This is a genomic window from Pseudomonas sp. 05N432 (assembly GCF_056396945.1).
The window spans coordinates 254,662-273,924 of record NZ_JBFTMM010000001.1 but is presented as its reverse complement, the minus strand read 5'-3'; the positions used below and the strand labels follow the sequence as shown (position 1 = coordinate 273,924).

At 60.2% G+C, this 19,263-nt stretch carries 17 protein-coding genes and 2 pseudogenes; 10 read left to right on the top strand and 9 right to left on the bottom strand.

Annotated features, from left to right (window positions below):
* Positions 1–4: 4 nt before the first annotated feature.
* The 3 genes from AC1DHT_RS01300 to AC1DHT_RS01290 all read right to left on the bottom strand — a co-directional run bounded on the left by AC1DHT_RS01300 (position 5) and on the right by AC1DHT_RS01290 (position 1,530).
* Positions 5–799, bottom strand: a complete 795-nt coding sequence (locus tag AC1DHT_RS01300) for a thiazole synthase (RefSeq protein ID WP_019694092.1) — start codon at positions 797–799, stop codon at positions 5–7.
* Between the two features lie 68 nt (positions 800–867).
* Positions 868–1,068: a sulfur carrier protein ThiS gene (thiS, locus tag AC1DHT_RS01295; RefSeq protein WP_007897898.1), complete on the bottom strand. Its 201-nt coding sequence runs from the start codon at positions 1,066–1,068 to the stop codon at positions 868–870.
* A 90-nt stretch (positions 1,069–1,158) separates the two neighbouring features.
* Positions 1,159–1,530 carry a DUF423 domain-containing protein gene (locus AC1DHT_RS01290; protein WP_427543910.1) on the bottom strand — a complete coding sequence of 124 codons (372 nt, stop codon included), beginning with the start codon at positions 1,528–1,530 and terminating at the stop codon, positions 1,159–1,161.
* A gap of 74 nt (positions 1,531–1,604) precedes the next feature.
* Here AC1DHT_RS01290 and mtgA point away from each other — a divergent pair, with 74 nt between their 5' ends.
* Positions 1,605–2,327, top strand: coding sequence for a monofunctional biosynthetic peptidoglycan transglycosylase (gene mtgA / locus AC1DHT_RS01285; protein WP_427531902.1), 723 nt, complete (start codon positions 1,605–1,607; stop codon positions 2,325–2,327).
* Positions 2,328–2,532: 205 nt separating this feature from the next.
* On the opposite strand, the gene rpoH is transcribed toward mtgA, so the two are convergent.
* From rpoH to ftsY, 4 genes are all read right to left on the bottom strand, one after another.
* On the bottom strand, positions 2,533–3,387 hold the full coding sequence (rpoH, locus tag AC1DHT_RS01280) for an RNA polymerase sigma factor RpoH (RefSeq protein WP_019694095.1): 855 nt from the start codon (positions 3,385–3,387) through the stop codon (positions 2,533–2,535).
* Positions 3,388–3,500: 113 nt separating this feature from the next.
* The gene (gene ftsX, locus AC1DHT_RS01275) at positions 3,501–4,523 is read right to left on the bottom strand and encodes a permease-like cell division protein FtsX (RefSeq protein ID WP_427543913.1); all 1,023 of its coding nucleotides are present in this window, start codon (positions 4,521–4,523) and stop codon (positions 3,501–3,503) included.
* Positions 4,520–5,191 (bottom strand): cell division ATP-binding protein FtsE, encoded by a 672-nt coding sequence (gene ftsE, locus AC1DHT_RS01270; protein ID WP_019694097.1) that lies wholly within the window; start codon positions 5,189–5,191, stop codon positions 4,520–4,522. Before ftsE ends, ftsX begins: the two co-directional genes overlap by 4 nt.
* Positions 5,188–6,738, bottom strand: coding sequence for a signal recognition particle-docking protein FtsY (gene ftsY / locus AC1DHT_RS01265; protein WP_427543916.1), 1,551 nt, complete (start codon positions 6,736–6,738; stop codon positions 5,188–5,190). Before ftsY ends, ftsE begins: the two co-directional genes overlap by 4 nt.
* A gap of 342 nt (positions 6,739–7,080) precedes the next feature.
* On the opposite strand from ftsY, the gene AC1DHT_RS01260 reads away from it, so the two are divergent.
* From AC1DHT_RS01260 to AC1DHT_RS01230, 7 genes and pseudogenes are all read left to right on the top strand, one after another.
* Positions 7,081–8,442 (top strand): M16 family metallopeptidase, encoded by a 1,362-nt coding sequence (locus AC1DHT_RS01260; RefSeq protein WP_427531895.1) that lies wholly within the window; start codon positions 7,081–7,083, stop codon positions 8,440–8,442.
* A complete protein-coding gene (locus tag AC1DHT_RS01255) occupies positions 8,435–9,925 on the top strand; it encodes a M16 family metallopeptidase (protein ID WP_427543919.1) in 1,491 nt (496 codons plus the stop codon). Before AC1DHT_RS01260 ends, AC1DHT_RS01255 begins: the two co-directional genes overlap by 8 nt.
* Positions 9,925–10,542, top strand: coding sequence for a 16S rRNA (guanine(966)-N(2))-methyltransferase RsmD (gene rsmD / locus AC1DHT_RS01250; RefSeq protein ID WP_427543922.1), 618 nt, complete (start codon positions 9,925–9,927; stop codon positions 10,540–10,542). Before AC1DHT_RS01255 ends, rsmD begins: the two co-directional genes overlap by 1 nt.
* A gap of 147 nt (positions 10,543–10,689) precedes the next feature.
* Positions 10,690–11,991: pseudogene (locus AC1DHT_RS01245) on the top strand (M16 family metallopeptidase); the annotation flags it as partial.
* A gap of 24 nt (positions 11,992–12,015) precedes the next feature.
* Positions 12,016–13,371: pseudogene (locus AC1DHT_RS01240) on the top strand (M16 family metallopeptidase); the annotation flags it as partial.
* 153 nt (positions 13,372–13,524) lie between these two features.
* Complete coding sequence (locus AC1DHT_RS01235) at positions 13,525–14,523, top strand: hydrolase (RefSeq protein WP_427543925.1); 999 nt, start codon at positions 13,525–13,527, stop codon at positions 14,521–14,523.
* Positions 14,524–14,527: 4 nt separating this feature from the next.
* A complete protein-coding gene (locus AC1DHT_RS01230; protein WP_427543928.1) occupies positions 14,528–15,358 on the top strand; it encodes an AraC family transcriptional regulator in 831 nt (276 codons plus the stop codon).
* 139 nt (positions 15,359–15,497) lie between these two features.
* Here AC1DHT_RS01230 and AC1DHT_RS01225 read toward each other — a convergent pair whose 3' ends face one another.
* Both AC1DHT_RS01225 and AC1DHT_RS01220 read right to left on the bottom strand, forming a co-directional pair.
* Positions 15,498–16,352 (bottom strand): sulfurtransferase, encoded by an 855-nt coding sequence (locus AC1DHT_RS01225; RefSeq protein ID WP_427543931.1) that lies wholly within the window; start codon positions 16,350–16,352, stop codon positions 15,498–15,500.
* Positions 16,353–16,384: 32 nt separating this feature from the next.
* Positions 16,385–17,056, bottom strand: a complete 672-nt coding sequence (locus AC1DHT_RS01220; protein WP_427543934.1) for a TetR/AcrR family transcriptional regulator — start codon at positions 17,054–17,056, stop codon at positions 16,385–16,387.
* Between the two features lie 146 nt (positions 17,057–17,202).
* On the opposite strand from AC1DHT_RS01220, the gene AC1DHT_RS01215 reads away from it, so the two are divergent.
* Together AC1DHT_RS01215 and AC1DHT_RS01210 are read left to right on the top strand one after the other, a co-directional pair.
* Positions 17,203–18,633, top strand: a complete 1,431-nt coding sequence (locus AC1DHT_RS01215; RefSeq protein ID WP_427543937.1) for a coniferyl aldehyde dehydrogenase — start codon at positions 17,203–17,205, stop codon at positions 18,631–18,633.
* Between the two features lie 26 nt (positions 18,634–18,659).
* Positions 18,660–19,205 carry a twin-arginine translocation pathway signal protein gene (locus tag AC1DHT_RS01210; protein ID WP_427543940.1) on the top strand — a complete coding sequence of 182 codons (546 nt, stop codon included), beginning with the start codon at positions 18,660–18,662 and terminating at the stop codon, positions 19,203–19,205.
* The last annotated feature ends 58 nt before the right edge of the window (positions 19,206–19,263 follow it).

The window sequence follows — 19,263 nt, the reverse complement described above, 5'->3', positions numbered from 1 at the left end:
GCTCTTACTTGATCAGACCATCCAGCGGCGAGGAAGCGCTGGCATAGAGTTTTTTCGGCATGCGCCCGGCGAGGTACGCCAGACGACCTGCAACAATGGCGTGTTTCATCGCTTCAGCCATCATGATCGGCTGCTGGGCGTGGGCGATGGCCGAGTTCATCAGCACCGCTTCGCAACCCAGTTCCATGGCAATGGTGGCGTCGGATGCAGTACCGACACCAGCATCCACCAACACCGGGATCTTGGCTTCTTCGAGGATGATCTGCAGGTTGTACGGGTTGCAGATCCCCAGGCCCGTACCGATCAGACCGGCCAGCGGCATGACTGCGATGCAGCCGATTTCCGCCAGTTGACGGGCGATGATCGGGTCATCGCTGGTGTAGACCATCACGTCGAAACCTTCCTTGACCAGCACTTCGGCGGCCTTGAGGGTTTCGATCACGTTAGGGAACAGGGTTTTCTGGTCCGCCAGCACTTCCAGCTTCACCAGGTTGTGGCCGCCGAGCAGCTCACGGGCCAGGCGGCAGGTGCGCACAGCCTCGGTAGCGTCGAAGCACCCGGCGGTGTTCGGCAGGAAGGTGTAGCGATCCGGCGACAGGACTTCGAGCAGGTTCGGTTCGCCCGGGTTCTGGCCGAGGTTGGTGCGGCGCACGGCGAAGGTGACGATTTCGGCACCCGAGGCTTCGATGGCCAGGCGGGTTTCTTCCATGTCGCGGTACTTGCCGGTACCTACCAGCAATCGCGACTGGTAAGTACGACCGGCCAGGACGAACGGCTTGTCGCTGCGTACGTTGCTCATCGGAAATCCTCTGTTGGGGTGAGGTTCTTGCAGAATGCGTGTAGGGCTCGGGATTCGCCTGCTGGCTACTAGCCGCCGCCGATGGCGTGAACGACTTCGACCGAGTCACCGTCGTTCAGCGTTGTTTCAGCATGCTGGCTGCGCGGGACGATATCCAGATTGAGCTCGACCGCCACCCGGCGTCCGGTCAGTTCCAGACGGGTCAGCAGGGCCGCAACGGTTTCGCCGTCGGGCAGTTCAAGGGATTCGCCGTTCAACTGAATGCGCATGCCGGATGCCGCCATCATTTTTAGGGGCCAGCATTCTAGCCCGATCAGTCAGGTCGACCCAAGCCATTCGTCTTGAAACGGACTCTTAAGTCAGCTCAAGCGCCAAGCGGCAATTCCCAGGCACAGCCAGCCCACAAGGAACGCCAACCCGCCGAACGGCGTAACGATGCCAAGCTTGCTGACGCCGGTCAGGGTCAGCAGGTACAGGCTGCCGGAAAACAACAGGATGCCGATGGCAAATGATACACCGGCCCACGTGATCAAACGCCCGGGAATCTGCACGGCCAGCAGTGCTACGCCCAACAGCGCCAGGGTGTGCACCAGTTGGTAGGTGACGCCGGTGTGGAAAATCGCCAGGTATTCGGCACTCAGGCGGTCTTTCAGGCCATGGGCGGCAAATGCGCCCAGACCCACGCCCGAGAAACCGAAAAAAGCGGCCAGCATCAGAAAGCCACGCAGCATGAGGAACTCCAGTCAGAATCATCGGGCAGGGTCTGTATAATGGCCCGCTCGACGGGTTCGGCCAAGCCATCTCTATGCTGCGTTTATTGTTCCGCCGTTTCACAAAAGCCCTGCTCTGGTTCGCCTGTGGCAGCGTGTTGCTGGTGCTGGTGTTTCGCGTCGTTCCGCCTCCGGGGACGGCGTTGATGGTCGAGCGCAAGATCGAATCCTGGGTCGATGGCGAGCCTATCGACGTGCAGCGCAACTGGCAGCCGTGGGAAAACATTTCCGATGACCTGAAGGTCGCGGTGATGGCTGGCGAAGACCAGAAATTCCCCGAGCACTGGGGTTTTGACTTCGGCGCGATTCAGGCTGCTCTGGCCCACAACGAACTCGGTGGCTCGATCCGCGGCGCCAGCACCTTGAGCCAGCAAGTGTCGAAGAACCTGTTCCTGTGGTCCGGCCGCAGCTGGCTGCGCAAAGGGCTGGAAGCCTGGTTTACCGGTCTGATCGAAGTGTTCTGGCCCAAGCAGCGGATTCTTGAGGTGTACCTCAACAGCGTGGAATGGGATGACGGCGTGTTTGGCGCCGAAGCGGCCGCCCGCCATCACTTTGGCGTGAGCGCCCGGTCGCTGAGCCGTCAGCAGGCCAGTTTGCTGGCCGCGGTACTGCCAAACCCGCGAGTCTGGAGCGCCGGCCATCCGAGCCCCTATGTATTGCGCCGCGCCAGCTGGATTCGGCAGCAGATGAGCCAGTTGGGTGGCGACAGCTACCTGATCGGGATCAACTCTTCGCGCCGGGCGCCGTGGAACCAGTAGTCAATCACAACTCCAGCAGCACTGAAGCTCCACTGTGGGAGCGAGCCTGCTCGCGATGACGGTTGAACATTTAACATCGATATCGACTGATCCGACGCTTTCGCGAGCAGGCTCGCTCCCACAGGGGCCGGTGCGAGGCAGGATTATTGGGCACAAACAAAAACGCCCCGATCAATGATCGGGGCGTTTTTTATTGCGTTACCGCTTAAGCAGCAATCGACAGCTTGAGCTTGTTCATCGCACTCTTCTCGAGCTGACGAATACGCTCGGCCGACACGTTGTACTTCTGCGCCAGGTCGTGCAGCGTGGCTTTTTCTTCTGCCAGCCAGCGCTGGTAGAGGATGTCACGGCTGCGGTCGTCCAGCACTTCCAGCGCTTCGTGCAGGTTGTGGGTGGAGTTGTCGGTCCAGTCGGCATCTTCCAGTTGACGGGCCGGGTCGTACCGGTGGTCTTCCAGATAGTTGGCCGGCGACTGGAAAGCGCTGTCGTCGTCCGCTTCGGCGGCCGGGTCGAAGGCCATGTCGTGGCCGGTCAGGCGGCTTTCCATCTCGCGAACTTCCCGCGGCTCTACGCCGAGGCTTTCAGCTACGCGATGGACTTCCTCGTTGTTCAGCCATGCCAAGCGTTTTTTCTGGCTACGCAGGTTGAAGAACAGCTTGCGCTGGGCCTTGGTCGTGGCGACCTTGACGATGCGCCAGTTGCGCAGGATGAATTCGTGGATTTCAGCCTTGATCCAGTGCACCGCAAAGGACACCAGACGCACGCCCATTTCCGGGTTGAAGCGCTTGACCGCTTTCATCAAGCCAACGTTGCCTTCCTGAATCAGGTCAGCCTGGGCCAGGCCGTAGCCGGAATAGCTACGGGCAATATGTACAACAAAACGCAGGTGGGCGAGCACCATCTGCCGAGCCGCCCCCAAATCCTGCTCATAGTAGAGACTCTCGGCCAGTTCACGCTCCTGCTCCGGTGTCAGCAATGGAATGCTGTTCACCGTATGCACATAAGCCTCCAGGTTCGCGCCTGGGACCAGAGCATAAGCAGGTTGCAAAGAAGTGGTCATACGAAAAAACCTCCGACTCACATAACTCGTGCAGTTCAGCACTGCGAAAAGTTGACCGGGAACCGAAGGACAAGTTCCCCTATACGCTGAAAGGTCATACAAGCAATAAGACACTACTTCGGTGCGAGCTCTCTCAAATGGCGCGCTACCGCAATCCATGCACCGATATACCCCAACAGCACTGCGCCTAGCAAGAGTGACAGCCCATCGGCAACCGGGACCCCGGCCAACGCGAAATTACTGCCATACAAGCCGGCCAGCCCAACCACTGCGTCGTTCAGCCAGTTCAGGCCAAACGCCAGAACACCCCAGGACAGAATCCCCGCACCGAAGCCATAGAGCGCGCCCATGTACAGAAAAGGCCTGCGCACATAACTGTCAGTGCCACCGACAAGTTTAATCACTTCTATCTCTGTGCGGCGGTTTTCAATATGAAGACGAATGGTATTGCCTATCACCAAAAGTAATGCAGAAACCAGAAGCACCGTCAGACCGAAGACAAACCGCTCGCCCAGCTTGAGGATGGCCGCCAAACGCTCGACCCAGACTAGATCAAGTTGCGCCTGTTGTACCTTCGGCAACTCGGAAAGTTTTTGTCTTAATGCTTCAAGAGTCGCCTTGTCGACTTCCTTCGGAGTGACCAGCACCACGCCAGGCAACGGGTTTTGCGGCAGCTCCTTGAGTGCCTCGCCCAGACCGGACTGCTGCTGGAACTCTTCCAGCGCCTGTTCGCGGCTGATGTATTCGGCATCGGCTACACCCGGCATGCCTTTGATCTGCTCGCGCAGTTGCTCGCCTTCATTGGCGCTGGCATCGATCTGCAGGTAAAGCGAGATCTGCGCCGCACGCTGCCAGGAACCCCCCAGGCGTTCGACATTGTTCAGCAGCAACGACAAGCCCATCGGCAAACTCAGGGCAACCGCCATCACCAGACAGGTGAAGAAACTGCCGATGGGCTGCTTGCCCAGACGTCGCAGGCTGTCCAGCAAACTGGCGCGGTGACTTTCGATCCAGGCGCGCAGCAAGGTGCTGAAGTCCGGACCCTCGTCTTCGTCGCGCTTTTTCTTCTGTGGCTGCGGATCGGCGGCCTTCGGGGCCACGCGTTCGGAAACCTTCGGACTGCGTGTTGCACTCATACCCCGGCCTCCCCGTCGCCGATCAATCGGCCACGTTGCAAGGTCAGCATGCGATGACGCATGCGAGCGATCAGCGCCAGATCGTGACTGGCGATCAGCACGCTGGTGCCCAGACGATTGATGTCTTCGAAAACACCCATGATTTCTGCCGCCAGACGCGGGTCGAGGTTACCGGTCGGTTCGTCCGCCAGCAGCAAGGCCGGGCGATGGACGATGGCGCGGGCAATGCCGACGCGCTGTTGCTGACCGGTGGACAGATCACCTGGATAGAGGTCGGTCTTGTCCGAGAGTGCAACGCGCTCCAGGGCCGAATCCACGCGCTTGGCGATTTCAGCCTTGGACAAACCAAGAATCTGCAACGGCAAGGCGACGTTGTTGAACACCGTACGGTCGAACAACAACTGGTGGTTCTGGAACACCACACCAATCTGCCGACGCAGGTACGGGATCTGCGCGTTGCTGATGGTCGCCAGGTCCTGCCCGGCCAGCAGCAGTTTGCCGGTGGTCGGACGTTCCATCGCGAGCAACAGCCGCAGCAGGGTACTTTTACCGGCACCGGAGTGGCCGGTGACAAACAAGAACTCGCCCCGACGGACTCGAAAGCTCAGCTCATGCAAGCCGACGTGACCGTTCGGATAGCGCTTACCGACCTGTTCGAAACGAATCATGAACGCTCCCGCTCGGCAAATAGTGCCTGGACAAAGGGTTCTGCTTCAAAGGTACGCAAGTCATCGATGCCTTCGCCGACACCGATGTAGCGAATCGGCAGGCCAAACTGCTTGGCCAGGGCGAAAATCACCCCGCCCTTGGCCGTGCCATCGAGTTTGGTCAGGGCCAGGCCGGTCAGTTCGACCGTCTGGTTGAATTGCTTGGCCTGGTTGATGGCGTTCTGACCAGTGCCGGCGTCGAGCACCAGCAGCACCTCATGCGGCGCATCGGCGTCGAGTTTGCTGATCACCCGGCGAACCTTTTTCAGTTCTTCCATCAGGTTGTCTTTGGTGTGCAGCCGACCGGCGGTATCGGCGATCAACACGTCAATGCCACGGGCCTTGGCGGCCTGTACCGCATCGAAGATAACCGAAGCCGAGTCGGCGCCGGTGTGCTGGGCGATCACCGGGATCTTGTTGCGTTCGCCCCAGACCTGCAATTGCTCGACGGCCGCGGCGCGGAAGGTATCACCGGCTGCGAGCATGACTTTCTTGCCTTCGAGTTGCAGCTTCTTCGCCAACTTACCGATGGTGGTGGTTTTGCCGGCGCCGTTGACGCCGACCACCAGAATCACGAACGGCTTGTTCTGTGAGGTGATTTTCAGCGGTTGCTCGACAGGCTTGAGCATGTTGGCAAGCTCGGCTTGCAAGGATTTGTACAGGGCATCGGCATCGGCCAACTGCTTGCGCGCGACCTTCTGGGTCAGGCTCTGGATGATCACCGATGTCGCTTCGACGCCAACGTCAGCGGTCAGCAGGCGGGTTTCAATGTCTTCGAGCAGTTCGTCATCGATGATCTTCTTGCCGAAGAACAGGCTGGCCATGCCCTCGCCGATGCTGGCGCTGGTTTTCGACAGGCCTTGCTTGAGGCGGGCAAAGAAGCCGGCTTTGGTTTCTTCGGTGCGAGCCGGTTCGGCCGCAACCGGAGCCGCAACCGGAACGACCGGCGCTGGCGGTGTTACCGGTGCCGCGACAACGGGTGCCGGCGCTGGGGCAGGTTCTGGAGCACGTTCTGGCGCCACGAATGCGGCAATCACCGGCTGAGGCAGATCAGGCTCATCAACCGTCAGCTGTTCAGCCGCCGGATCGATGACCGGGACCGGCTCGACCACCAGCAGCTCTACCGCTTGCTGGATCACTGTCGGCGCAGGAATCGGTGGCGTGACATGCGGCGCCAGCTCGTTTTCGACCAGGGCCACCGGCTCTTCAGCTACCGGCAACGTCAACCACGGTTTGTGTACGACTTCCGGCGCGCGCGGTACTTCAGCCACGGGCGCAGGCGCTGGCTCGACAACCGGTTGCACTACCGGCTCGGTTATCGGCAATACGGCGGCGGCCGGTGCTTGCACAACAGGCGCAGCTTCTTTTACCGGCTCAGGCGTAACCTCTGGAAGTGGCTGTGGCTGTTCGACGGCGGGTGCCTGCGGCTTTTTGCGCAGCCATCCGAACAGGCTTTTCTTCTCGCCAGCTGCAGCTGGGGTCTTCTTGTCGTCGTTGGAACCAAACATGGAGGACGGCTATCTCACGGTAGCGACGCGCCAATGGCGCCTCGGCAAATAAATATTCGATGCAGAACAGACTGCGTTTCACCCAGCTTGTTCACGCGCAACATTTTGTCGAAGTGCTCAACAGCACCTCAAGGATCGATTTTACGAAGGACTGAACTGGCAAAATCGGCGAAAAAGCGGAGTTTAGCTGATAAACAGAGGCTTTCCGCCGTGAACCCATACAGCCTGATCAAGCACAAAAGCCTGATAGACGTGGCCGCCAGTAAAACGGACCGTTATCCTAGCACCCTCTAGCCCGCTGACGCTAAGACCTAGCGGGCAGCCCAACAGGTTTAAAAACGAATGAATGCTCTAGCCCGCCGCGCTGCAGGCCTGCTGCTCAGCACAGTTTGTCTGCCCCTTTCAGCTTTGGCTGCCGACCCCCAACCAACCCACGAATTCACCCTCGACAACGGCCTCAAGGTCGTCGTGCGCGAGGATCATCGGGCACCCGTGGTGGTTTCCCAGATCTGGTACAAGGTTGGCTCCAGCTACGAAACCCCGGGCCAGACCGGTTTGTCCCACGCCCTGGAACACATGATGTTCAAGGGCAGCGAGAAAGTCGGCCCCGGCGAAGCGTCGTTGATCCTGCGCGACCTCGGCGCCGAAGAGAACGCCTTCACCAGCGACGACTACACCGCGTATTACCAGGTGCTGGCGCGTGATCGCCTGGGTGTGGCCTTTGAGCTGGAAGCCGATCGCATGGCCAACCTGCGCCTGCCGGCCGACGAGTTCAGCCGCGAGATCGAAGTGATCAAGGAAGAGCGCCGCATGCGCACCGACGACAAGCCGATGGCCAAGGCTTACGAGCGCTTCAAGGCCATGGCCTACCCGGCCAGCGGCTACCACACGCCGACCATCGGCTGGATGGCTGACCTGGACCGCATGAAGGTCGAAGAGCTGCGCCACTGGTATAAATCCTGGTACGTGCCGAACAACGCCACGCTGGTGGTGGTCGGTGACGTAACCCCGGACGAAGTCAAAGCCCTGGCCCAGCGCTACTTCGGACCGATCCCGAAGCGCGACGTGCCGCCAGCGAAGATTCCGCTGGAACTGGCCGAGCCCGGCGAGCGCCAGATCACCCTGCATGTACAGACGCAATTGCCGAGCCTGATGCTGGCCTTCAACGTGCCGAGCATCGCCACCGCGCAAGACAAACGCTCGGTCAATGCCCTGCGGTTGATCGCGGCATTGCTTGATGGCGGCTACAGCGCGCGCATCTCGGCGCAACTGGAGCGCGGCGAAGAACTGGTCTCAGGTGGTTCATCGAGCTACGACGCCTACACCCGCGGGGACAGCCTGTTTACCTTGTCGGCATCGCCGAACACTCAGAAACACAAAACCATGGCCCAGGTCGAAGCCGGCCTGTGGAAACTGCTCGAACAGCTGAAAACCACCGCGCCGTCGGCTGATGAAGTTGAACGCGTACGCGCACAAGTGATCGCCGGCCTGGTCTACGAGCGTGATTCGATCACCAGCCAGGCCACTGCCATTGGTCAGCTGGAAACCGTCGGTCTGTCGTGGAAGTTGATGGACACCGAACTCGCCGAGCTGCAAAGCGTGACACCGGAAGACATCCAGAAAGCCGCCCGTACCTATTTCACTCGCGAACGTCTCAGCGTTGCGCATGTACTGCCACTGCCCGAGGAAACCGCTCATGAGTGAGAGTAAAAAACCACGCCTGGTCCTGATCGGCCTGATACTCGTCGCACTGGTCGCCGCGTTCGGTTTCTACCTCAGCCGTTCGACCGAGACCAATGCCAGCGAAGCCCTCGACCAGGCCAAGGCCAGCAAAAAGCTGCAATCACTGACCGAACTCGACGGTAAAGCGCCGAGCCACCGTAAGTTGGATGTGCAAACCTGGAAAACCGCTGAGGGCGCCAAGGTGCTGTTCGTTGCAGCCCCGGAACTGCCGATGTTCGACATGCGCCTGATCTTCGCCGCCGGCAGCAGTCAGGACGGTGATAAACCAGGGCTGGCCGTGCTGACCAATGCCATGCTCAACGAAGGTATCGCCGGCAAAGATGTCGGCAAGATCGCTGAAGGCTTCGAAGGCCTTGGCGCAAACTTCGGCAACGGCGCCTACAAAGACATGGCCGTCGCCACGTTGCGCAGCCTGAGTGCTGTGGATAAACGCGAACCGGCGCTGAAGCTGTTCGCTGAAGTGGTCGGCAAACCGACATTCCCGACCGACTCCTTGGCACGCATCAAGAACCAGTTGCTTGCCGGCTTCGAATACCAGAAGCAGAACCCCGGCAAACTGGCGAGCCTGGAGCTGATGAAGCGCCTGTATGGCGATCACCCTTACGCACATTCAAGCGACGGCGACGCGCAAAGTGTCCCATCGATTACCGTGGCGCAATTGCGGGCTTTTCACGAGAAAGCCTATGCCGCGGGCAACGTGGTGATTGCACTGGTGGGCGACTTGTCACGCAGCGAAGCCGAAGCGATTGCTGCACAGATTTCCGCCGCACTGCCAAAAGGCCCGGCGCTGGCGAAAATCGGACAACCGGTTGAACCGAAAGCCAGCATCGGACACATCGAGTTTCCGTCCAAGCAAACCAACCTGATGCTCGCGCAATTGGGCATCGACCGTAGTGATCCGGACTATGCGGCCATCTCCCTGGGCAACCAGATCCTCGGCGGCGGTGGCTTCGGCACCCGACTGATGAGCGAAGTACGTGAAAAACGTGGCCTGACCTATGGCGTCTACTCCGGTTTCACGCCAATGCAGGCCCGTGGCCCGTTCATGGTCAACCTGCAAACCCGCGCCGAAATGAGCGAAGGCACGCTCAAACTGGTGCAGGATGTGCTCGCGGACTACTTGAAAACCGGCCCGACCCAGAAAGAACTCGACGACGCCAAGCGTGAACTGGCCGGCAGCTTCCCGCTGTCCAACGCCAGCAACGCCGATATCGTTGGCCAACTGGGCGCCATGGGTTTCTATGACTTGCCGCTGAGTTACCTTGAAGACTTCATGCGGCAGTCGCAAAGCCTGACGGTCGAGCAGGTCACCGCAGCAATGAACAAACACCTGAGCACGGACAAAATGGTCATCGTTTCTGCTGGCCCGACCGTGCCGCAAAAGCCGTTACCGGCCCCCACTGACAAACCAACCGAGCAGCCGCTCGGGGTTCCGGAGCATTAATGGCCAGTCCATCGCGTCCCAAGAAACCTGTTCATAACGTGCACAACGGCGTGAACCAATTGCGCATCATCGGCGGCGAATGGCGCAGCCGTCGGCTGAGTTTCCCGGACGCTCCGGGCCTGCGCCCGACGCCCGACCGCGTGCGTGAAACCCTGTTCAACTGGCTCGCACCGTATGTGGCCGGGGCCAAGGTGCTCGACCCGTTTGCCGGCAGCGGCGCGCTGTTTCTCGAAGCGCTGTCCCGTGGCGCCGCCATGGGCCAGGCGCTGGACGCCAGCAGCCTGGCGGTTTCCAGCCTGAAAGAGCATTTGGGAACGCTGCGTTGCACCGTCGGCCAGGTGCAAACCGCCGATGCCTTGCGCTACCTGGAAACCCAGCCAGCGATCGCCTACGACCTGGTGTTCCTCGACCCGCCGTTCAACCAGAACCTGTTGCCCGCCGTTTGCACGCTGCTTGAAGAACGCCAATGGCTCGCCGACAACGCGTGGATCTACACTGAAAGTGAAACCGCGCCATCAACCCTCGGCCTGCCAGCGGGCTGGCGCCTGCACCGGGAGCAAAAGTCCGGGCGGGTCTACTACGCGTTGTGGCAGCGAAGCACTGAACTAAATTCTTAAAGGAATCGCCTGGACGGGCGAACCGCTTGCTCGGGGCGCCCTCCCGTTTTTTCAAACAGCAACATACCCGGTTTGCTTAGTTCTTTTCCTTTAGTTCATTGTGAACTTGCGAAACAAATCGCATGGACGCAAAGGACTATTAACGGAATGAACGCATTAACTAACGAGACAACTTCCAGTTCAACTACCGAGTTCACACTCGATAACGGCCTCAAGGTCATCGTGCGCGAGGATCATCGGGCACCGGTGGTAGCGTCCCAAGTCTGGTACAAGGTCGGCGCCAGCTACGAGCCTCCGGGTCAGACCGGCTTGTCCCACGCTCTGGAACACATGATGTTCATGGGCAGCAAAAAAGTCGGCCCAGGCAAACTCTTGCCGCTTCTGCGCGAGCTCGGTACCAAATTCAACGCCTTCACCAGCAGCGACTCCACCGCGTACTACCAAACGCTGGCTCGAGATCGTCTGGGCGTGGCCTTCGAACTGGAAGCGGACCGCATGGCCAATCTGCTTCTGCCGGCCGACGAGTTCGCCCGGGAGATCGAAGTCATCAAGGAAGAACGTCGCCAGACCACCGATGACAAACCACTGGCCAATGCCTACGAACGCTTCAAGGCCATGGCCTACCCGGCCAGCGGTTATCACACGCCGACCATAGGCTGGATGGCGGACCTCGAACGGATGAAGGTCGAAGAACTGCGCCACTGGTATCAGTCCTGGTATGCACCGAACAACGCCACGCTGGTGGTGGTTGGCGACGTGACCCCGAACGAAGTCAAAACCCTGGCCCAGCGCTACTTCGGCCCGATCGCCAGACGCAATGTGCCGGCCGCGAAAATACCGTTGGAACTGGCAAGGCCCGGTGAACGCCAGATCACGCTGCACGTGAAGACCCAAGTGCCCAGCCTGATGCTGACCTTCAACGTGCCGAGCATTGCCACCGCCAAAGACAAACGCTCTGTGAATGCCTTGCGCCTGATTTCGGCCCTGCTCGGCGACGGCCACAGCGCGCGCATCCCGACGCAACTGCAACGCGATGAAGAGCTGGTGTCCGACGGTTCGTCGAGCTATAGCGCCTACACCCGGGGCGACAGCCTGTTCCTCCTGTCGGCGACACCCAACAGCCATAAAAACAAAACCATCGCCCAGGCCGAAGCCGGTTTGTGGAGGCTGCTGGACCAGCTGAAAACCACTCCGCCAACCACTGAAGAACTGGGGCGCGTACGCGCGCAGGTCATCGCCGAGCTGGTTTACGAGCGTGACTCGATCACCCGTCAGGCCACCACTATCGGCCGACTGGAAACCTTCGGTCTGTCGTGGAAACTGATGGACACCGAACTGGCCGAACTGGAAAGCGTAACGCCAGAAGACATCCAGAAAGCCGCCAGGCTGTATTTCACCCGCGAGCGGCTCAGCGTCGCTCATATACTGCCAACGGAGGCTAATAAAGAGGATGGGGATGAGTCCGGCGACGGTGAAGTGCCAGACAAGGAAAACTCCGGCCAGATGCTGCAATCGCTGACTGAACTCGACAGCAAGGCACCCAGTCACCGTACGCTTGATATTCAGACCTGGAACACCGCCGAAGGCGCCAAGGTGTTGTTCGCCGAAGCCCGAGGATTACCGATGTTCGACGTGCGTCTGACCTTCGCTGCCGGCAGCAGCCGGGATGGAGACACTCCGGGTCTGGCAATGCTGACAAACCTGATGCTCAACGAAGGTGTTGCCGGCAGGGACGCCAACGCTATTGCCCAAGGTTTCGAAAGCCTGGGCGCACAGTATGTCCCCGGCACTGATCTGGATACGGCGCAGGTATCCCTGCGCAGCCTTAGCGCCAAGGACAAACGCGATCCGGCATTGACGCTCTTCGCCGAAGTCGTAGGCAAGCCGACCTTCCCTGACGACTCGTATGCACGCCTGAGTAATCAGACCCTCGCTGCTTTCGAAGATCAGAAGCGTGACCCCGGCAAACTGGCGAGCCTTGAGTTGATGAACCGTTTGTATGGCGATCATCCATACGCGCACGCCAGCGATGGCACGGCGCAAGCCATTCCGTCCGTCACCCCGGCACAGCTGCGCGCATTCCACGAAAAAGCCTACGCGGCCGGCAACGTGGTGATCGCGTTGGTGGGCGACTTGTCTCGCGCCGAAGCCGAAGCCATTGCCGCGAAGGTATCCGCTAGCCTGCCCAAAGGCCCGGCCCTGGCGAAAATCCCGCAACCGATAGAACCCAAGGCCAGCATCAGCCACATCGAATTCCCATCGAAACAGACCACTCTGATGCTCGCGCAGCTGGGTATCGACCGTGACAATCCAGACTACGCGGCACTGTCCATGGGCAACCAGATCCTTGGCGGCGGTTTCGGCACTCGACTGATGAGCGAAGTCCGCGAGAAACGTGGCCTGACGTACGGCGTGGTTTCGGCTTTCTCCCCAATGCAGGCGCGCGGTACGTTCATGATCAAGCTGCAGACCCGCGCCGAAATGAGCGAAGGCACTCTGAAACTGGTAAAGGACTTGCTCGACGACTACCTCAAAACCGGTCCGACCGAAAAAGAACTTGAGGATGCCAAACGCGAGTTGGCCGGCAGCTTCCCGCAGTCCACTGCCAGCAACTCACAAATCGTCTCGAAACTGGCGTCTATCGGCTTTTATAACCTGCCGTTGAATCACTTGGACGACTTCATGCAGCAGTCCCAGCGTCTAACCGTCGAGCAAGTCAAAACCGCATTGAACAAACACCTGAGCATGGACAAATTGGTCATCATCAGCGCGGGACCGATCGTCCTGCAAAAGCCATTGCCAGAGCCTACCGGCAAACCTGCCAGGTAATTGCCAATCCGTCAGGCGACTATCACAGCGTCGGAAAGCAGAAAACCGAGCAACTCTGTTGTTCGTTGTGGCAACGTATGGCGAAGATTGCCGGTTAACCGACTATTCTGAAAAGGTGCGCACAGGTTGCGCACCGTTGCATTGAGAGCCATCGTGTTTTTTCCGCCTGAACGCTTCACCCCTGCCTTCGGCCTTGGCAACCCGCACTTGCAAACCTTGTGGGGACCGCTGTGGCGCAAAACCACGCACATCGAACGCGAGCGCGAACGCTTGTGGCTCGAGGATGGCGACTTTCTTGACCTGGACTGGCACGGGCCGCACAGCGCCGATGCGCCACTGGTGCTGGTGTTGCACGGTTTGACCGGCTCGTCGAACTCGCCCTATGTCGCCGGCCTGCAAAAAGCCCTGTTCGCCCAAGGCTGGGCCAGCGTAGCGCTGAACTGGCGCGGCTGTTCGGGCGAGCCGAATCTGTTGCCGCGCAGCTATCACTCCGGCGCCAGCGAAGACCTCGCGGCAGCGATCAACCACCTTCGAGCCACCCGTCCGTCAGCGCCGCTGTACGCCGTCGGCTATTCGCTGGGCGGCAATGTGCTGCTCAAGCACCTGGGGGAAACCGGCAGTGGCAGTCAGTTGCAGGGCGCGGTGGCGGTCTCGGTACCCTTTCGCCTGGACCAATGCGCTGACCGCATCGGCCAGGGATTTTCGCGGATCTATCAAGCGCACTTCATGCGCGAAATGCTCGCCTACATCAAGACCAAGCAACAGAAGTTCCTGCATGACGGCCACCACGAGGGCCTGGAGACCCTGGCCAGACTGGGGTCACTGGAGAACCTGCGCACTTTCTGGGATTTCGATGGCCGGGTGACTGCGCCACTGAACGGTTTCAAGGACGCGCATGACTATTATCGCCGCGCCTCCAGCCGTTATTTTCTCGGTGAGATCCGCACGCCGACCCTGATCATCCAAGCGGCCGACGATCCTTTCGTCTTTCTCCACAGCCTGCCGCACGCCAGCGAGTTATCGGACTGCACGCAGTTCGAATTGCAGGCCAAGGGCGGGCATGTCGGCTTTGTCGACGGCACGTTCCGCAACCCCGGTTACTACCTGGAGCGGCGTATCCCGGCCTGGTTGGCCAACACAGGTCGCGAGTAAGGCCATGGAGGCCACTCCGGGCGAGTCAATCCACTTCTGGCAAACGGCCCCTTTGGCCGGCGTAGAGCTGTTGTCCGCGCGCTACATCGAACAGCGCTTCGTCCCTCACGTACACGACGGTTTTGTCATCGGCATCATCATGGCCGGCGCTCAACGCTACCGCTATCGTGGCGCCGAACATCTGGCCGGCAGCGGGACTCTGGTGGTGATCAATCCGGACGAATTACACACTGGCCACAAAGGGACGGACAACGGCTGGTTGTACCGGGCGTTCTATCCCGACAACCAGCAAATCCTTTCGTTGCTGGGCGAACTTGAGCTGCCTGACCACGACTTGCCGGCCTTTGGTGCGACGCTGTATCGCGACCCGGACCTGGTGAGTGGCCTCTGCCAACTGCACCGTTTGCTGGAGAGCCCTGCCAGTGCGCTGCAACAGCAGACCGCGTGGCGGGAAATGATGCTGGCATTGCTGCAACGCCACGCCGCAGTGGCAACGCCCGGTCAACCTGGCCAGGAACATCGGGCCATCGCCCGGGCCAAGGAACTGATGCACGCGCAACTCGCTGCACCGCCCTCCCTGGAAGAACTGGCCGCTGCGGTGAACCTTTCGCCCTTCCACTTCGCCCGAGTGTTTCGCCATGCCACCGGCATGCCGCCGCACGCCTGGCTGATGCAGCAGCGTATCGCCCAGGCCCGTGCGTTATTACAGAAAGGCTGCCTGCCGCTGGACGTTGCCACCCGGCTCGGCTTTGCCGACCAGAGTCATCTGAGCCGGCAGTTCAAGAAGGTTTACGGCGTAGGGCCCGGGGCTTATCGCAGTGCCCGACTGCTTTGAATCTCAAAGCCCCCTGATACCCATGTGGGAGCGAGCCTGCTCCGGGCGGCGCTCCGACGATGAGGCCGTCAGATTCAACAACGATGTTGACTGACAGTCCGCCATCGCGAGCAGGCTCGCTCCCACAGGGGATTTGCGATTAGTCGCCGGTAGCGACGCCCCGCGCAGGATCGGTGATCCACTCGCTCCACGACCCGGCATACAGCGAGCCCAACGGATAACCGGCCAGGCACAACGCAAACAGGTTATGGCACGCGGTCACGCCCGAGCCGCAATACGCCACCAGTTCGGTCGGCGAACGATCGCCCAGTTTCGCGGCAAAACGCTGCTTGAGCTGATCGGCAGGAAGAAAGCGCCCGTCGGCATCCAGGTTGTCGGTAAAGGCCGCGCATTGCGCGCCGGGAATGTGCCCGGCGACCGGGTCAATCGGCTCGACCTCGCCACGAAAACGCGGCAAACCCCGGGCGTCGAGCAAGGTCAGGGTCGGTTGACCGAGGCGCTGTTGCAGTTTTTCGGCGCTCACTAACAAGGTGTGGTCCGGCGCGCCGGTGAAGGAGCCGCGGGTGATGGCCGGTGCATCCAGGCTCAGCGGCAAACCGGCCGCGTGCCAGGCCTTGAGGCCACCGTCGAGAATGAACACGCCGTCGCGCTTGCCCAGCCACGCCAGCAACCACCAGGCCCGCGCGGCATACATGCCGGGGCCGTCGTCATACAAAACGATTTCGCTGTCGTTATTGATACCCCAATCCTGCAAACGCTGAATCAAGTGGTGCGGCGTCGGCAATGGATGGCGACCGGTGACACCCTTGACCACGGGGCCGCTGAGGTCACGTTCAAGGTCCGCGAACGAGGCCCCCTCGATATGCCCCTGGGCATAGCTGCGCTGGCCATAATCCGGGTCTTCGAGGGCAAAACGACAATCCAGAATCACCAACCCGGCCTGATCCTTTTTCTGGTCCAGGGCATTCGGGTTGATCAGTTGCGCGATGGGCATAGCGGGCTCCTGTGGTTAAGTCTTTGTCGATCCTACTGCACTTCTTCCAGGGCCTGGGCCAACGGCACGTAAAACTCCTCGAACAAGGCATTGACCGCCTCGCGCGCTTGCTCCGTGACAAATCCGGCTTCCAGCACCAGCACCTGATACACGCCACGTTTAATGGCTTGTTCGCTGAGGTGGTTGGAATTTTCCCGTGTGGTGCACAGAAAGCGCACCCAGGATGTGAGGATGATCCAGGCGTTGAGCGTCAGGGACTCGATCTGGACCTTGTCCATGCACAGGATCCCGGCGTCGACGAAGCCTGCATAAATTGCCGTGCCCTGGATCAGGCACCGTTGGGAAAAACGCCGGTAACGGGCAGCCAGTTCCGCATCGTTGTCGAGCAAGTGCTCGAGATCGCGGTGTAAAAATCGGTAGCGCCACATGGCCGACAATAGTTCCTGCAAGTAGAAGCGCTTGTCTTCAACGGTCGCGGCGCGGCCCTGGGGTGGGCGCAGGAAGCTCTCTACCAGGGCTTCGTACTCACTGAACAACACGGCGATGATCGCCTGCTTGTTGGGGAAGTGGTAGTACAGGTTGCCCGGAGAAATCTCCATATGCGCAGCGATATGGTTGGTGCTGATGCTGCGTTCACCCTGTTGATTGAACAGCTCCAGGCTGTTCTGCACGATGCGCTCGCTGGTTTTTATTCGTGGGGCCATGGCTTGAGCTTTAATTCTTCAGTGCGTTGCCGGGCATCTTACGACCTATCCGCTGGCGGATAAATCATCGCTTCCCGAGGACATCATTTGACTTTCTAGAGCATAGACTCTAAAAACTTCCTCATTCTAAAAAAACCGGAGCTACCATGCCCGCCGACATTGCCTACCTGCAAAGCTCCCAACAGCTATTGAGTGAGCTACACGCTCTGTTTGCCGTCCAGCGTCAGGCCTACGCGGCCCACCCGATGCCACCGGCTGCGCAACGCCAGCAATGGCTCAAGGCATTGCGTGATCTGCTGAGTGACGAGCGTCAGGCCTTGATCGACGCGATCAGCCAGGATTTCAGCAACCGCAGCGCCGATGAAACCCTGCTCGCCGAGCTGATGCCGAGCCTGCACTGCATTCAGTACGCCAGCAAACACCTCAAAGGCTGGATGAAAGCGTCCCCGCGCAAGGTAGGAATCGCCTTTCAGCCGGCAGCGGCCAAGGTGGTTTATCAGCCGCTGGGCGTGGTCGGGGTCATCGTGCCGTGGAACTATCCGCTGTACCTGGCCATCGGCCCGTTGGTCGGCGCGTTGTCGGCGGGCAACCGGGTGATGCTCAAACTCAGCGAGTCCACGCCAGCCACCGGGCAACTGCTGAAAACCTTGTTGGCCAAAGTGTTCCCCGAAGACCTGGTGTGCGTAGTGTTGGGCGAAGCCGAGGTCGGCGTGGCCTTTTCCAGGCTGCCCTTCGATCACCTGCTGTTCACTGGCGCCACCAGCATCGGCAAACATGTCATGCGTGCGGCGGCAGAGAACCTGACACCGGTGACACTGGAATTAGGCGGCAAGTCTCCGGCAATCGTTTCCCACGACGTACCGCTCAAGGACGCCGCCGAACGTATTGCCTTCGGTAAAACCCTGAATGCCGGACAAACCTGTGTCGCACCGGACTACGTGCTGGTGCCGGAAGAGCGGGTCGGCTCCTTCGTCGAAGCCTATCGTCAGGCGGTTCGCGGGTTTTACCCGACACTCGCGGACAACCCGGACTACACCGCGATCATCAATGAGCGCCAATTGGCCCGGCTGCACAGCTACCTCAGCGATGCCACCAGCAAGGGCGCGCTGCTGATCCCGGTCTTCGAACAGGATCAGGGCCGACGCATGAGCCATAGCCTGCTGCTGAATGTCAGCGACGAGATGATCGTGATGCAGGACGAAATCTTCGGCCCGGTGCTGCCGATCGTGCCTTACAAGAATCTGGACCAGGCGTTTGCCTACATCAACCAGCGGCCACGTCCGCTGGCGCTGTACTTCTTCGGCTACAACAAGGCCGAACAAAACCGCGTGCTCAACGAAACCCATTCCGGTGGCGTGTGCCTGAACGACACCTTGCTGCACGTCGCGCAAGACGACATGCCGTTTGGCGGTATCGGCGCTTCAGGCATGGGCCATTACCACGGACATGAAGGCTTCCTGACGTTCAGCAAAGCCAAAGGCGTGCTGATCAAACAGCGCTTTAACGCGGCGAAGCTGATATATCCGCCTTACGGCAAGTCGATCCAGAAGCTGATCCAGAAGCTGTTCATCCGCTGACGCCTCATGACCGGGTAATAACAATAATGAACCCAAGCCTGACCGAATCCCCCGCGCTGACACGGCGCGGCCTGCTCAAATTCAGTCTCTGCGCCACGGCCTTCCTGACCACGGCCGGCCTTGGCGCCAGTCTCAGTGGTTGCTCGGCCAGCAGCCCGGCCAGCGGTTTCGCCATATTGCGCAGCAGTGATCTGCCGTTCTTGCGCGCGCTGATCCCGGTGATGCTCGACGGCGCCGTGGCCGTCGAAAAACTCCCGGCCGCCGTCGAAGGCACCCTGCAATCGCTCGACCACGACCTCAATCACCTGTCGCCGGAAATGCTCAAGCTGACCCAACAACTGTTCGATGTGCTCGCCATGGCTATCACTCGCGGGCCACTGACCGGAATCTGGGGCCACTGGGAAAACGCCAGCAGCGACGACATTCGCCAATTCCTGCGGCGCTGGCAAAACAGCTCGCTGAGCCTGTTGCGCATGGGCCACAGCTCGATCCTGCAACTGGTGATGATGGCCTGGTACAAGCGCGCCGAATCATGGGCACATTGCGGGTATCCGGGGCCGCCCGCCGTTTGAGACCGAGGTGTCCCTATCGCGAGCAGGCTCGCTCCCACAAGGGGCGCGCGATCCATGT